The sequence below is a fragment of the Bradyrhizobium sp. Y36 genome (assembly GCF_002531575.1).
Lineage (GTDB): Bacteria > Pseudomonadota > Alphaproteobacteria > Rhizobiales > Xanthobacteraceae > Bradyrhizobium.
Genome location: NZ_NWTI01000017.1, coordinates 130,625 through 145,108, shown reverse-complemented (window position 1 = coordinate 145,108; position 14,484 = coordinate 130,625). Strand labels below are relative to the sequence as shown.

The following is a 14,484-nucleotide window of genomic DNA, read 5'->3' as shown; positions in this document are numbered from 1 at the left end:
CAGCATCGCGGAGATGCTGACGGGGTCTTCGTGCTGTTGCCTCAACCCGGATGGCGAAGGCTCCCGCACTTGGCAGGTCAATATGCACGCGGCGACTTCGTTCCGCCGGTTACAAACTTTTTTCCAGGGGCCGGTTCCGCATCATGCGCGCAACCATCGCAGGCGCTCGTGGTTATCTCCACGAGACGTGAAGGAGGAGATCATGAAGAAGACACTGGCAGTTCTGGCCACCGTCGCGGCCGTCGGCGTGACCGCGGTTGCGGCTCCTGCGCCTGCCGAGGCCCGCGGACGCGGCATCGGCCCGGGTCTCGCATTCGGCCTCGCCGCCGGCGCGATCACCGCCGGCGCGGTCGCAGCATCGCATCCTTATGGCTACGGGCCGGGCTACGGCTATTATGACGGCCCCAGCTATTATTACGGGCCTGGCCCCTACGCCTACTACGGCGGCGGACCGTATTACCGGCACCATCACCACTGGCGCCATTGGTAACGACCAGCAAGTGAAAAGCCCGGAGCGATGCTCCGGGCTTTTTTCATGCGCGTTGATCAGAGATGTCTTACGGCCAAAGCGAGGGCCGTTCGACCTTGCGGGCGTTCTCGAGCGTCGACACGAAATATTCTTCGCGCTCGCGCTTGAATTTTTCCTGCGTGGCACGGAAGGCGGCGACACGGGCGGCGATTTCGTCGCGCTCACGGGCTTTGCGTTCTTCGTCTTCTGTCATAGCCATCCCCTCGGGTTTACTTAACTGACCTCAAGCACTGCCGCCGCATCATCTTGAGTCGCATTCACACATCCATTGGTGCTCCTGAATGGGGCGTCAATGGGGAGGAGGCATTGCAGGATTGTGATATGCGAAGGGCGGAAAAAATTGCCGAGCGCAACGCGTTAGCGCTTGATAACAGCGTCAACAATCTTGCCGCTTGCGCATGCTGCTGTCAGGCAAAACGAATCGGGAGATCGCAAATTGATCGCATCGGATCTGCAGAGCGGCGTCGAACGGCTCGGTGAGATGATCGCCGAGGCCAGGGTCATCGTGCCGTTCACCGGCGCCGGCATCTCGACCGAATGCGGCATTCCCGACTTCCGCTCGCCGGGCGGAATTTGGACGCGCAACCGTCCGATCGAGTTCGGCGAATTCGTTGCGCACCAGGAGGCGCGGGATGAATCCTGGCGTCGCCGCTTTGCGATGGAGGAGGTGTTTGCGGCGGCAAAGCCCGGTCGCGGCCATCGCGCGCTGGCCTCCCTCTATCGCGCCGGCAAGGTTCCCGCCGTCATCACCCAGAACATCGACAATCTGCACCAGGCCTCCGGCTTTGCCGGCGAGCACGTGATTGAACTTCACGGCAATACCACTTATGCGCGCTGTATCGGTTGCGGGCAGGCCTATCCGCTCGACTGGGTGAAGCGTCGCTTCGACGAGGAGGGCGCCGCGCCCAACTGCACGGCCTGCGACGAGCCGGTGAAGACAGCCACGATCTCTTTCGGTCAGATGATGCCCGATGAGGAAATGCAGCGTGCAACCGCGCTGTCGCAAGCCTGCGACCTCTTCATTGCGATCGGTTCCTCGCTCGTGGTCTGGCCGGCGGCGGGCTTTCCGATGATGGCGAAGGACGCGGGCGCACGTCTGGTGATCATCAATCGCGAGCCGACCGAACAGGACGACCTCGCCGACCTCGTCATCCATCACGACATCGGCGAAACGCTCGGCCCCTTTGTCGGCAATTGAGGCAGCAATTTGATTCGCGGCTGTGCAAGCTGTTCATAGGTTCCGGCGAATCTCTTTTTTGTCTATGCCTCGCAACCGGGAGTGTTATCTTTTGAGTCGAAAGATTCGCGTCGCGTCCAGTTGAGAAGGTTCTCGAAAGACGCGTGATTCGACACCGCTGCTGAGGCGGGTCGCATGACAGTGTGGGGTCCGGGGTTATGGGGTCGTCGGACGGATTTGAGTCCAAAAAGCTCGGGGTTCCCGGGCAGGGAGTATCGTCCGGGCGGATCACGCCGGGCGAACACGGCGGCGCCGGTCGCGACAGCGGGCTCAGTCCCTTCAGCGGACTCGGTGAGGCCAGCGCCAATCTCGTCGAGGTCCACGGCGTCATCAAATGGTTCGACGCCTCCAAAGGATACGGTTTCATCGTGCCCGACAACGGCTGGCCGGACGTGCTCCTGCACGTTACCGTGCTTAGGCGCGATGGCTTCCAGACCGCCTATGAAGGCGCCCGCATCGTCGTCGAGTGCATTCAGCGCGCCAAGGGTTACCAGGCATTCCGCGTCGTCTCGATGGACGAGTCGACCGCGATCCATCCGGCGCAGATGCTGCCGCCGCGCACCCATGTCACGGTCACCCCGACCAGCGGGCTGGAGCGGGCCCAGGTCAAATGGTTCAACCGGCTGCGCGGCTTCGGCTTCCTGACCTGCGGCGAGGGCACGCCCGACATCTTCGTGCACATGGAGACGCTGCGCCGCTTCGGCATGACCGAGCTCAGGCCCGGCCAGTACGTCCTGGTCCGCTTCGGGCCCGGCTCCAAGGGCATGATGGCGGCCGAGATCCATCCCGAGACCGGATCGCCGGGATTGCAGTCGCACTAAGTGCGATGAGGCGCGCGTCCCGATGAGGCTCGCGCTTCCAAATCCCGCAATCGTGAGCAGAGGCGCGCCGGCAGGCCGGCGCGCCTCTGGCTTTTCCGGCGACCGCCGCGTAAGGACTGGTTCTCGTCCCACGCCTCGAGTGTTCCCCCATGAATCCTGATCGAAAGGCTGTCTGGTCTGCTCTGAGGGGCTGGCTTGCCGCCATTCTCGTCGTCGCCGGTTGTGCCGCCGCCAGCGCGCCAGCCCGCGCCGCGAGCTTCCAGCCGCTGGAGATCGTCACCAAGAACGGCGTGCAGGTGTTCTCGGTCGAGATGGCGACGACCGAGGAGGAGAAGCAGACCGGCCTGATGTACCGCAAGGAGCTCGCGGACGGCAAAGGCATGCTGTTCGACTTCAGTCCCGAGCAGGAGGTGTCGATGTGGATGAAGAACACCTATGTGTCGCTCGACATGATCTTCATCGGCGCCAATGGCCGCATCCTGCGCATCGCCGAGAACACCGAGCCGATGTCGACCAAGATCATCTCGTCCCGTGGGCCCGCCAGGGCCGTGCTGGAGGTGGTGGCGGGAACGGCGCAGAAGTACGGCATCCGCCCCGGCGACCGCGTCGGCCACCCGCTGTTCGGCAGCAAATAGGGGCGCCCGGGGGAGGCGTTGCCAGCCTTGCTGGCGCCTTTGGAAGCGTGTATCGACGGGGCTCGCCGGACATTCGGGGTATAGCGCAGCCTGGTAGCGCGGCAGTTTTGGGTACTGCAGGTCGTTGGTTCGAATCCAGCTGCCCCGACCAGTCAACCCTTTGAAATTCCGACGACATTTATTCTCCTTTCTGCGCTAAAAACGCCCGTGCCAACCCCGGGGAAGCACCGGGGAAGCACGAACGCTGATTTTGGGCCTATCGGGCGGCATTGTCGCCGCCCGCCGGCGGCTATTTCAATGAAACGTGGCCTCCGTCGCTGCTTTGGCTTCCAGCATCCTCATTGCAACCGGCAGGGTAACGGCGGCATCGATTTCGACCAGGTTGCCCGGCAACACCCGGAATTGGCCGGCAGCCTCGCCCTCGAGGGGCACCAACATAGCGGCGGCGATCGCGGAGCTAACCTGACAACGGACTAGGGCGTTGCCATCTTCCACTGCCAGGATCAGATCGGTCCCGCGGCGAGCGAGTAGGGCGCCGAGATCGGTCGAGAGGGGCGAAGTGCGGAGGGCGGTCGAGTTGCGCATGATGTTTTGCCTTTCGAGCAAATGAGCAGTCCAGGGGCGAAATGACCGACATCAGACGGCCCCGCGCACCTTTGGGCGTGCGCCTTGGACATACGCGCGCGGCCCCTGGACAAGATTTGTGATCGCCGCTGACCGGATTGGCTATCGGCTGATGTTTGGGCTTTCGGCCCGGGATCAGGATGAGGCTTGCCGAGAATTCGGCAACGAATGTTTTGTCTGGAAAAGTCTAATACGTAAAACTCGACAGCTGAGCCCTTGATCAGTTTGCGCATTTGTTCGATTTGCGCGCTTTTGTCGGGTTTCGAAATCGCGCATTACCATACAAGAAACACCTGTCGCGGAGAGCCTTCTGCCCGCAAGGAATCGAGAAACTCCAAGGATTTAGCGATATAGAAGCCCTTGTGTTGCTGCGATTGTCATCGCGTCGAGACAAAGTCGCTGTCGCGGGGTGTGAGGGCTCGACCGCTGCGAATGACATTGTGGCACGACCTATGCCCCGCGGCCGACCCCAACCCCTGGGGGCGGGGTGGCGTGGTCACGTCGAAAGTCCGCAAAGCCGATCCGCTAATTTCGTAAATCTGAGAAGTTCAGGGTAGGGGCGTATTCAACACTTTAGTCACGGCGACGACCGGCATCGTGTTTTTTCCATGCGATGAGAAAGTCGGATACTGCTCTTGCAGCTTCATCGGTGCCACCCTTGGCCGCCACTTCTTCGACGCGTTTGCGAAACTGGTCTCGGTCGAGCACTTGGTTGAGCGACTCCACGTTCGCGTTGGTGTTTCGCTTAGCAACAGTATCGCCGAGCCCGGCCATCCCCATCCCTTGACTCCACGAATGGGACGTAAACGCCTTGGCAAAGGTTGCGATCATCGCGTCGACTTTCAGTTGCCTCTTCGTCCACCGCTTGACTTCCAGACCTCCATCGTCGGCAAGATCGCGCCAGCGAAACATGAGATAGCCAAGGCGCTTTGACGAAGTCAGCTCGTTTGACTTGCTTGCAGCGCGGATGCGCTTCAGCGTGAGCCGATGTAAAGCTGCAGCGTCTGACATCGTTACCAGGCAGTCCGCTTCTGCCGAGGGGGGCTCACCTTCTCGTGGGTGATAATCGCTATGAGCCGATCGTGCGAAATCGACTAACCATGACAAACTTGCTGTTTTGCACGCCCTCATGAACAGGCTTGATCGCGCGGCAAGATCGAATCGGTTGCGCGTCAGGCTTCGCAGAAGCCAATGAATACGGAGCTGATTGTCACCGATTGCGAAGCCACGCTCCTTGTCGGAATCAACGTCTAGTTCGTCAGCAATTTCAAAAAGCGCTTTTAAAAAGGGACCGACGTCCCGTAGTTCAAATCGCGCGGCATGAAGGTTCAATTCCTCCAGGATCAATTTCACCTTAGTGCTGCCGTCGCGCCTAGTCACACCTAGAGCGGCGCGCATGGACGTTTTCACAAACGCGTCATCTGAGGCCTTGGCGATGAGGTTGTCCAGCTCTGCTCGGGAAAGGACATCATCGCCGATCGAGAAGCGGAAATACGAATCAAAGTGATCTTCAGAGCATGCCAACCGGTCCCGGCTCCAAATTGCCGCAGAGTCCGCGCCATAGCTGAGGTTGTTCCAGACCGTCTCAAGCCGTGGAAAGAGCCGCATCAACGAACGCTTCACGCGCTGCTTGTCTTTTTCTGGCACCGCCCCGAGTAATAGCTCGCTCATTTCCGCGGCATTGTCGCGCTCGGAACGCCCATAACTACCCCCGGTCCCGCACAGCTGACTTTTACTACCGCGCAGGCTTCGATACAGCGATGGCCGAAAAAGACGAATGACCTCCAGGCCGACAAAATCGGCACGATCAACTTCCCCGCCTACGGCAGGCCATGTAACGGAAAGAGCGTTGGTGATCCGGATAAGGTCACGGGGCGTCGTGATTTCAGGCGCGATCACGTCATAGAAGACGTTCATGAAGCGCACTAACGCATCTTCACGAGGCGAGCCGCAAATATGTTCGATCTGTCGAAGCAACTCGCTGTTCAGGTCAACTTGACGAGGCTGAGGGACGTCGAACCCGGCCTGAATGATTTTCTCCAGGTAGTGCGGTCCTTCGGACGGGTACCGTTCCGAAACGATCGCCTCTGCTAGTTCGCGGTCGAATACCAGGAGGTACACGACGTTCGGAAGGCGCCCAACCGACTTGACGAGGCGAAAGATAAGCAGCGCTTCATCAGGCGAGAGCCTGTCGATATCGTCGATCACGATAAGAAACCGCTTATCATGTTCAGCGAGTGCCTTGTTGAGTTCCCCTTGCAGCTTCTCGACCGTGTCGTCCGTCTTAATAAAGTCGGCAGCCCAAGACATTGCATTTGACGCCAAGGTGCCTATACCAGCCGAAGCTCCGGCAAGATCTGCCCCGGCGCTGACGACCGACCCGGCCTTCAAAAGGCGCGCTCCAACCTTTGGAAGCGCTTTCTTGAATTTATCTCCGAGGGTGGGACCGATTCCGGCGTAGAGCTCCCGAAAGAAGGCAAGGGCGAGGGCTTCTTCGCCCCTGAACCACCAGCATGCAAAATTCATAACCGTTAACTCGCCCTTCTCGGTAGCGTCCGCGAGATGGTGAAGGACAAGATTTACCGCGCTGCTTTTGCCGGAACCCCATGGGCCATTGAGTGCGATAACGGTCCCTTCGGGTGAGCTAATTTTACGAATGCTTTTGGCCAGTGCCTGCGCGAACGGATCAATACCGAACCGATCTTCCGCCGGTTCGGTGATTGGCGTGTCATTGTTGGTGCGGCTCTGTTCCATTACGCGCTTAAGAGTCGATAAGCTTCAAGGAAGTTATGGGGAACGTGTCGTGTTCTTTCTTCCACGGGGCTTTGTCTTGGACAAACCAGTCGCACCAAGCGGTTAGAGTGCCCCAATGATCGGCCACCTGTTGAACCGTCATCAACGGCCCGCCGGATTTCAGCTGAACCACGCTTCCCGCTTTGATTTCTTGATCACCCATTAAATCACTACGCCTGCACCGTTCCAGATTTGCTCATAAGCGGCCACTTTCAACGTCGCGATATCGTCACCGCGGATGATCTCTGCGGGCGATCGCTTTGCGAGGTCTTTAAAGGACTGTGTTACGGTCCATGCGCTTTTCCCGTCCACCAAAATGGCACGATCGTGCAGAGTACGAGCGGGAGCTAACCGAACTTGGATTGAGCGGTGAGGATACTGTGCCTTCCATTTCGCCGCTGCGGCGCCTAGAGAACTTTTGGCCGACTGCTGATCGGAAAGCAGCCGAAACGAAGCGTGGTCGGGCACCGCTCCGGCAAAGTCCAATAGCATGGTGTCGTCCATATACGGATCAACGACGAGAATGTCCGAAGCGGCCGCAGCAAAGATCTTTGCTACTGCAGAATACGCATCGAAAGGGCTACCCACTGGGATAAACGCGCCTCGTGCGCCGGCAGGCGAAGCGAGCTCCGCTGCCGCAAGAACCCTATGGATAGCCATCATCATGGTCTGGTGACCCAATGCGCGCGACGACGGCAGCGCCAAGCTCATTTTAGCAGCGCCGAATTCGACCTTTGCTCCCATGTCGCCGGCGCGTTCAATGAGCGCTTCGGCTCGCGCAATCCATGTGAGTTGGTCGGTCGTGAGCGGAGCCACACCACCGAAGTGAGGTGCTTCCTCTATCAGCCGCCCCAGCCGACGATACAGGTCTTCAGGGGAAATCTCGGACATGTGTGAAATTGAGAATTCAAGAGCCAGCCACCCCCGCGAATCAGGGGAGCTTGACAATGACACAAGGCTTCCGCAGGTAGCGAAGAATATCGAATTTCGCCCCGATATTCACAACCGTTCGAAGCTGGGAGAAACGCCGGGTCATAACTTTTTGCCAACTTTATTACTCCACACTCATCTTCACGGACGCAACGCCGCTTCGCCGACGGCACCCACCCGCGCGATCCCGCGCACTTCCTCTCACCCCGTCGGCGAACAGATGTCCTATCCCACAAAATACACGCGCCAATACGATTACGTTAGCTACCAGAACGGCAACCCAAACCGACCGTTGCCGGCAGGACAGATCCACGCTGATTTGAATCAGGTGGCGCTGTCGACTAAGGAAATCGTCGACTTCCTGAATACATCGCTGCGCTCCGATGGAGCCGTAATGAACGGCGCCATCGGTTTCGATCAATTGGCTGCGAACCTCAGAGCGATTACCGGCGATCCCGCCGCGATCGACCAGCTTCTCAACGAAGCCGGCCAGAGCGCGGCGGACGCTGCGGCGAGTGCAAGTGCGTCGGCAGTTTCCGCGGCTGCCTCGGCTGCCAGCGCGACGTCGGCCTCCGGCGCGGCCACGAATTCGTCGAACAGCGCCACCGCTGCATCCGGTTCGGCGACGAACGCGTCCGCTTCAGCTGCCGCGGCCGGGACCAGCGCCACGGCTGCCGCTAGCAGCGCGACGGCTGCGGCCGCCAGCGCCACGGTTGTGGCCGGCAATCAGTATGCGTTCGACACTTCCACGTCCATGGCCGATCCGGGTACTGGGATACTTCGGTTCAACAACGCGACCTTGTCCTCGGTCACAGCGATTGCGATGAGCGCGCTGACGGCCGCGTCCGGCTACCCCAACATCCGTTCTTTCATCTCAACGTGGGGCGCGAGCAACGACCCCGTGAAGGGGCAGATCGCCATCCGCAAGATTGGCGCGCCCGCAACGTTTGCGCAGTTTAACGTGACCGCCGTCGTCACTGACAACACTACCTGGGAACAGGTCACCGTTGCTTATGTCGCCGGAAGTGGGACGTTCTCGGCTTCGGACAGTCTCTCGGTTCAGTTCACGCGCTCCGGCGACACCGGCATGGATGCGTCGCTGATCCCCAATCATCTGTCCGGCTTGACCTTGTCGACGGCGGGCAGCTCGGCGACGTTCTCCGTGGCGATGGGCGCTGCCAACGACAGCACGAACGTTGACTTTTTAAAGCTGGCATCTGCATACAGTAAGACCACTTCGGCGTGGGCCGTCGGCAGCGGCAATGGCGCGTTGGATACCGGCGCGATCGCGGCAAACACCTGGTATCACGCCTATCTGATCAAGCGCCCCGACACCGGCGTTGTCGACGTGCTGATCTCGTTGAGCGCGACATCGCCAACAATGCCGGCGAACTATACGCTGTTCCGACGTATCGGCTCGATGAAGACGAACGGGTCGTCGCAGTGGATCAAGTTCATTCAGGTCGGAGACGAGTTTATCCTCGACGCACCGGTCGCGGATCAAAGCGCGGTCGCGCTGAGCGCGTCGTCTCTGTACACGCTCGCAAGCGTGCCGACCGGCGTCAACGTGCGCGCAAACTTTATCTCGAACTATCAGTCGAATACGGCCGGCTCGTACATGCTGGTGCAGTCGCCGTTGGTGACATCGCAAACCATCAACTCGCCCTCGGGGAATTTGACCAACTACGTCCCGGTGGTGAGCACGCCTTCTGTTTTGAAGGAAAGCATCCTTACAAATACGAGCGGACAGGTCCGAGCCGTTAGCAATGGTGTCGGAACCATCACTTGGACTGTGGTGACAACCGGCTGGATTGACAGCCGGGGGAAGTAAGAAGCCGATGCCACAGATCATCGAATTCGAAGGCCAGCGCCATGAATTTCCAGACGACTTCACCCAGGCGGACATCCAGCGCGCGTTGAGCTCTCGCCCCCGAGCGCCGCAACTTGCCGACGTGACGACCACCGATCGCCGCTTTCCAATGACCGGAGGCGGTGAGGCGGCCGCCGCGCCGCAGCCGCATCCTCCGCTCCCGCCTGGCTACAAGCTCGATCCACCGGCAGCGGCGACCGCTATGCCGCCGCTTCCCCCGGGCTTCACGCTCGATCGCAAGCCCACGCTAGTGCCGGTCGATCACGATCCTTGGGCCGCTTTCCCCGACGCCAAGCCGCCCGCACAGGCCGCGCCACAGCCGAAACTCGTGCCCGTGGATCACGATCCCTTTGCCGCGCCCGCGGCGCCGGTTACGACACCGTCCGGCCGCATCTACGTCTCGCCGGCGTCCGCCACGCCTCCGCAGCCGATCGAGCGCCCGGCGTCGATCCTGCCGAGCAGCGTCGGCGGCGCCCTGCGCGACTTCACCGTCGGCGCGCAGGGCGTCGGCAAGGGCCTCACCGACATCGTCACCGGCCCGTTCGACCTCGTGGCCGGTGCGCAGAATCTCGTCACCGGCGGCATCAACAAGCTGCTCGGCACCGAGATCCCGCCAGCGATCCCGGCGTCCAAGCTGGTCGAGAAGGCCACCTCGGTCCTCCCCGGCATCGACCCGGCGACCATGTCGCGGAGCGAGAAGCTCGCCTACGACGTCAACCGGTTCGGCACTCAGGCGATCGGCACCGGCGCCATGCTGGCGCAACGCGCCCCGCAGGTGGCCGCTGCGACAACGCGTGCGGATACTTCTGTCGGGCGCGTCTTGGACCACCTCTCCCGGCCCTACACCGAGGCGCCGGCGCGAACTCTTGTCGGCGACACGCTCGGCGGAATGGGCTCCGGCGTCGCGGTGAACGCAGCGGACGACTTCGTTCCCGAGCACGCTGTTGTCGGAGACACGATACCGAAGCAAGTGGCGAATATAGTCGCGCCCCTGGCCGGGGCTGTGGGCGCCAACTCGATCCAGGGCACCGCGGAAGGCATCGCCGGCGCAATCAAGAACATTGCGGCGCGGTCTTTCGGCTCCGCGCCGGCGCCAATTCCGCTCAACCCCACGACCAAGGCGCCTTATACCACTGCCGATGTCGAACAGGCGGCGGCGAAGATTCAGGGCGCCGCGTCCGGATCCCCGCGGGCGTTGGCGCAAGACATCCGCGAGAACGCCGCGGCCTTGTCGCGACCTCCAGAAGAAGGCGCCATACCTTTGCAGAGCTCGGCTATGCCTACTTCCGGCCTGCTGTCGGGTGATCCCGGCCTGATTGCAGCCGAGCAGGGCGCGCGCCTCAGGTCCTCCCCCGACTTCATCAAGCGGGACCAAAATTTGAAGAGCGCTGCCGCCGAGCGCGTCGAAGCCGTGCGCGACCCGGAGGCAGACCTAGGTGCGGTCATGCGCCGCGCCGCGCAAGCGCGAGAGGAACGGCTGGGCGCTGCCGACAACAATCTCCTCCAGCGAGAGGAAGCGGACCGGTCTGTCGATCGCATCCGGGCTGATCAGGGGCAACCGTTCGGCGCATTGGCCAACAGCGATGTCAAGGCCAACGCTTCGCGTCGACTGGACGAAGCGCTCGTTGATCGGACCTACATTCCGGCGCGCGCCGAAAAGAACCGGTTGTTCGACGGTGCACCGGGCCGCAACGACGAGCTGCCCGCAGACGACATTTTTGGCGCGATTGACCGGATTCGGACCGGTGCGAATGGCCTCGCACCCGGCACGCTGCCGAACGACTTCATGCAGCGCCTCGACGCGCTGCGGCCGCAGATGATCGAGCATCCGCCAGGAAGCGGCCAGACGGTCAATGTGGGCGGCCCCGGCACGGCGATTGGTGGCGACCTGGCGGACCTCCGGAAATTTATCGGCCCTGCGCAGGAACGCGCGCAGGCATCCGGCAACTTTGACCTGGCCGACAACCTCGGCCGATTGCGGAGCGCGATCAATCGAACCCTCGAGGAGGCGCCCGGCTACTCGGAAGCCAATGCGAACTATCGGCGCTTCGCTGAGCGTTTCCGCCCCGAGCGAAACGACGAGATGGCGCGTTTCACCCGCGAACTGGATCGCGGCGGCCAGAACGCCGACGGCGAGCTCAACCGGGGCGGCACGCCCCCGAGCGCGACCGCGGGCCGCTTCTTGGCCGAGCAGGAGAAGGCGGCTAGCTTGACGCGTACGCTGGAGGGGATGCCGGCGGCGCCCGATGCTCATGCAGCGCTTCGCGATTATCTGCGCTCCGACTTCGCCAAATCCGCTCTGAATGGAGACGGGACAGTGAACTCGATCCGCGCGAACGCGTGGGCGAGAAACAATGCTGACGTCTTGGCGCAATTTCCAGCGGTGCGGGGCGAGTTTGACGACATTGTTGCCACCGCGCGTCGAGGAGAGCAACTGTCGGCACAAGCGAAGGCAGACCTCGACGCCACGCGCGCAAACCGTCAGTCAACCGAAGCCGAGATCGATCGGTCTGCGGTTGGGACGTTATTCCGGGAAGATCCTCGTGACGTCGCGCAGAAGCTGCTAGGTGGTAAGTACGACGCCGGGGCCAAGCTCGACGAGATCAACGCGCTGATCAGGAGCGATCCTCAGGCGGCGCGTGGCTGGAAGGCCGCCGTGTCCGAGGTTCTGGCCGATAAAGTCCAGGGAACGCGACAGGTTGGCGATACGCTCGAGGTGCACTTCGCGCGGCTGGCGCGCGAATTCAAGGATAACGAGCAGATTCTCGCCAAGGTCTATTCGCCCGAAGAGATGAACAATCTTCGCCAGGCCCATAAAATCCTGTCGTACTTCAAGGAGGCCGAGAAGCGTTCGACTGTCGGGTCCGATACGGCCGAGAAGCTCAATATCCCGGGATGGGCTCAACTGGCCGTACGCCACTTCAAAGGCGACCTGGCCGGCGGCGGCCTGATCAAGAGGTTTAAGCTGCTCCTAGAGATGCTGCCATCGAACAGGCAAAGCGCGGACGAGATCGTTCACATGGCTTGGTTCGATCCCAACGTGGCGGCATACCTGTTGGAACGGCCGGTAAAGAACCCGAACGTGCAGTACAATATCGACCTGCGCCGGCTCATCGCGGCCGCAAACGCATCGCGCGAGAATTGAGGAAGACCCAATGCCTTCGATCGCCGCTTATGATCTTACCGAACAGCAGCGGGTGTTGGTTCGCCTCATCGTGAACGAGGGGAGGCGACCGGAGGAGGCCGCGGAACTCGCCGGCTACCATCCGAAATCGGTCTACAAAACAATGCGGCTGCCGGCCGTCGCGGCGGCAATCTCGGAGTCCATTCAGCTCGATCTTGCAGTTGTCGGCGCACCCTTGGCTTATCGGGTCGCGAAGTCGCTGCTTCAGGACGCAAGTGTGAGTGCGCGTGTCCGTGCTGATCTTTCGATCAAGGTCTTGGACAGGGCGGGGCACATCGTGCCGACCCGTAAGGATAGTACCTCTCAGCAGAAATCGCTTTCAGAGATGTCTCGCGATGAACTTGCCGACTTCATCGCCAGCAACCAAGCTGAGATCGACAGGATCGAGGCCGAGTTGGCTTCGCGGGCGAAAGACATTTCGTATTTGGCCTGAAGCGGACCCATACGTTGGAATGAAACTCGTCGCGTCGGCTCCCCTACGATTGCTGCGAGTCACTTTAAGCACCGCGACGATCAATCTATCGACGCCAACCCAAAGCAGAAGAGCGCAGCGCTTAGGATCACCAATGCGCTCAGGGGAACCCAGAGTAGCCACCAATCGAGGAGTGCCTGCACCAAACCCGCCAATGAGATGCAGACCGAAATCGTGTTTTGCATGATGCAGGAGGGCCCCGGAAGAGAAATATCAAATCCCTTCCGGAGTTTGGAGTAAGGTCGTTCGCTGCAATCAGGGGCAGCGAGCCGACGATCAAAGCAGTCCGGGTCTCGCGTACTTCGCCTCCGGTCGCCGAGCCCTAGGGGCCGTTCTTGGGGAATGGCAGGGCCAGCGACCTTCGGGCGGACTAGGGTCACGCAAGGCAATGCTAATGGGCCGACGCTGTAAGTCAAACGGCGGAACGCTCAATCCCCAATCAGGGGAGCCGGGTGATCCCTTGGGGGGAGAGAACGGCGAGAACGCCGTCAGCGAACGCCTGACATTCGGCGTGGGTTTTGAACGTGCCCTTGTACTTGCCAAACAAGAAAACGGTCCGGCCGTGTCCCTTGCCGAAAAAATATTGACCGACATGCTGGCCGGTCGCGTCCTTCAAATCAATGCTGGCGAGGCTCTGGGTAGATTTGAGGTCCGTTTCGGGTAGCTTAAACTGCACTGATTATGCTCCGCGACAGAGCCGGCGCCGAAGCATAAAATAGATGTCGCGACTAAGCTAGAGTCCGGCACTCCTCCGGTTTCCATCAAACTCAAGATGCTTACGCGGGGTGGGTGGAAAAGGATTCGGAGGTGACTCGCAGTTGTTGAGTGTGGCTTCCAGCCGAGCTCACTCCTGCGAAGGGAGTATCGGGAGTAGGCAGGTCAGGAAATCTATTTTTGCCAATTTGCGACGTCTAGCGCGGAGTCCGTGCCGCCCTCTCGTCCGTCAGCTCCGAACGACACCAGATCAAAGGGCATGCCGTGTGTTCCCGGAAAGGCGTAGGCATAAGGTTTACCCCAAGGATCATTAGGAATGGCATTGCCTTTCAGATATGGGCCATTCCATCGTTCCGTATCATTGGGCTTTTGAACAAGAGCTGCGAGGCCGACGTTGGTCGCAGGATAAGAGCCGTTGTCGAGATAGTAGAGATCAAGAGCTTGGCTGAAGCCTTCAATCTGGATCCTGGCCGCCTTGGTCTTTGAGTCCGAGAGATGGTTGAGCACGCGTGGCCCGACGAGGCCTACGACAAGTCCTATGATCGCGATCACGACCAGCATTTCGACAAGCGTGAAGCCCTCCTGCTGCAAAAGAAGGCGACGACGAAGGTGTTTTGGACGATTCAGACAGTTTTGACGCTTGTGCATCGCTCAACCTGACATTGCCTTCCATTT

General features: G+C 60.7%; 14 protein-coding genes and 1 tRNA gene. 8 read left to right on the top strand and 7 right to left on the bottom strand.

Annotated elements, in window-relative coordinates; translation table 11 throughout:
* The first annotated feature begins 202 nt into the window (after positions 1–202).
* Positions 203–490 (top strand): hypothetical protein, encoded by a 288-nt coding sequence (locus tag CO669_RS25380; protein WP_097662720.1) that lies wholly within the window; start codon positions 203–205, stop codon positions 488–490.
* A gap of 67 nt (positions 491–557) precedes the next feature.
* Here the strand turns inward: CO669_RS25380 and CO669_RS36145 are convergent, their stop codons facing one another.
* Positions 558–722 carry a hypothetical protein gene (locus CO669_RS36145; RefSeq protein ID WP_162832225.1) on the bottom strand — a complete coding sequence of 55 codons (165 nt, stop codon included), beginning with the start codon at positions 720–722 and terminating at the stop codon, positions 558–560.
* A gap of 243 nt (positions 723–965) precedes the next feature.
* Here CO669_RS36145 and CO669_RS25375 point away from each other — a divergent pair, with 243 nt between their 5' ends.
* The 4 genes from CO669_RS25375 (at position 966) to CO669_RS25360 (ending at position 3,373) form a co-directional block, all read left to right on the top strand.
* Positions 966–1,727 (top strand): SIR2 family NAD-dependent protein deacylase, encoded by a 762-nt coding sequence (locus tag CO669_RS25375; protein WP_198964256.1) that lies wholly within the window; start codon positions 966–968, stop codon positions 1,725–1,727.
* A gap of 197 nt (positions 1,728–1,924) precedes the next feature.
* Positions 1,925–2,587: a cold-shock protein gene (locus CO669_RS25370; protein WP_198964255.1), complete on the top strand. Its 663-nt coding sequence runs from the start codon at positions 1,925–1,927 to the stop codon at positions 2,585–2,587.
* A gap of 149 nt (positions 2,588–2,736) precedes the next feature.
* Positions 2,737–3,222 carry a DUF192 domain-containing protein gene (locus CO669_RS25365; RefSeq protein ID WP_097662664.1) on the top strand — a complete coding sequence of 162 codons (486 nt, stop codon included), beginning with the start codon at positions 2,737–2,739 and terminating at the stop codon, positions 3,220–3,222.
* A 74-nt stretch (positions 3,223–3,296) separates the two neighbouring features.
* Positions 3,297–3,373 (top strand) — tRNA-Pro (locus CO669_RS25360).
* Positions 3,374–3,516: 143 nt separating this feature from the next.
* Here the strand turns inward: CO669_RS25360 and CO669_RS25355 are convergent.
* The 4 genes from CO669_RS25355 to CO669_RS25340 all read right to left on the bottom strand — a co-directional run bounded on the left by CO669_RS25355 (position 3,517) and on the right by CO669_RS25340 (position 7,530).
* The gene (locus CO669_RS25355) at positions 3,517–3,807 is read right to left on the bottom strand and encodes a hypothetical protein (RefSeq protein WP_143278731.1); all 291 of its coding nucleotides are present in this window, start codon (positions 3,805–3,807) and stop codon (positions 3,517–3,519) included.
* A gap of 612 nt (positions 3,808–4,419) precedes the next feature.
* The gene (locus CO669_RS25350) at positions 4,420–6,600 is read right to left on the bottom strand and encodes a KAP family P-loop NTPase fold protein (RefSeq protein WP_097662662.1); all 2,181 of its coding nucleotides are present in this window, start codon (positions 6,598–6,600) and stop codon (positions 4,420–4,422) included.
* 7 nt (positions 6,601–6,607) lie between these two features.
* Positions 6,608–6,802 (bottom strand): DUF2158 domain-containing protein, encoded by a 195-nt coding sequence (locus CO669_RS36655; RefSeq protein WP_097662661.1) that lies wholly within the window; start codon positions 6,800–6,802, stop codon positions 6,608–6,610.
* Positions 6,802–7,530 (bottom strand): hypothetical protein, encoded by a 729-nt coding sequence (locus CO669_RS25340; RefSeq protein ID WP_097662660.1) that lies wholly within the window; start codon positions 7,528–7,530, stop codon positions 6,802–6,804. The genes CO669_RS36655 and CO669_RS25340 overlap by 1 nt, the downstream gene beginning before the upstream one ends.
* Here CO669_RS25340 and CO669_RS35740 point away from each other — a divergent pair.
* Genes CO669_RS35740 through CO669_RS25320 form a run of 3 tightly spaced genes read left to right on the top strand, consistent with a single transcriptional unit; the run spans position 7,529 to position 13,056 of the window.
* Positions 7,529–9,400: a hypothetical protein gene (locus CO669_RS35740; RefSeq protein WP_158228795.1), complete on the top strand. Its 1,872-nt coding sequence runs from the start codon at positions 7,529–7,531 to the stop codon at positions 9,398–9,400. The two genes, CO669_RS25340 and CO669_RS35740, sit on opposite strands and share 2 nt — an antisense overlap.
* A 7-nt stretch (positions 9,401–9,407) precedes the next feature.
* On the top strand, positions 9,408–12,584 hold the full coding sequence (locus CO669_RS25325) for a hypothetical protein (protein ID WP_097662657.1): 3,177 nt from the start codon (positions 9,408–9,410) through the stop codon (positions 12,582–12,584).
* Positions 12,585–12,594: 10 nt separating this feature from the next.
* The gene (locus CO669_RS25320; protein ID WP_097662656.1) at positions 12,595–13,056 is read left to right on the top strand and encodes a DUF1192 family protein; all 462 of its coding nucleotides are present in this window, start codon (positions 12,595–12,597) and stop codon (positions 13,054–13,056) included.
* 478 nt (positions 13,057–13,534) lie between these two features.
* Here CO669_RS25320 and CO669_RS25315 read toward each other — a convergent pair whose 3' ends face one another.
* Entirely contained in the window at positions 13,535–13,771 is a 237-nt protein-coding gene (locus CO669_RS25315) for a hypothetical protein (RefSeq protein ID WP_097662655.1), read from the bottom strand.
* 212 nt (positions 13,772–13,983) lie between these two features.
* Complete coding sequence (gene gspG, locus CO669_RS25310) at positions 13,984–14,457, bottom strand: type II secretion system major pseudopilin GspG (protein WP_097662654.1); 474 nt, start codon at positions 14,455–14,457, stop codon at positions 13,984–13,986.
* Between the last annotated feature and the right edge of the window lie 27 nt (positions 14,458–14,484).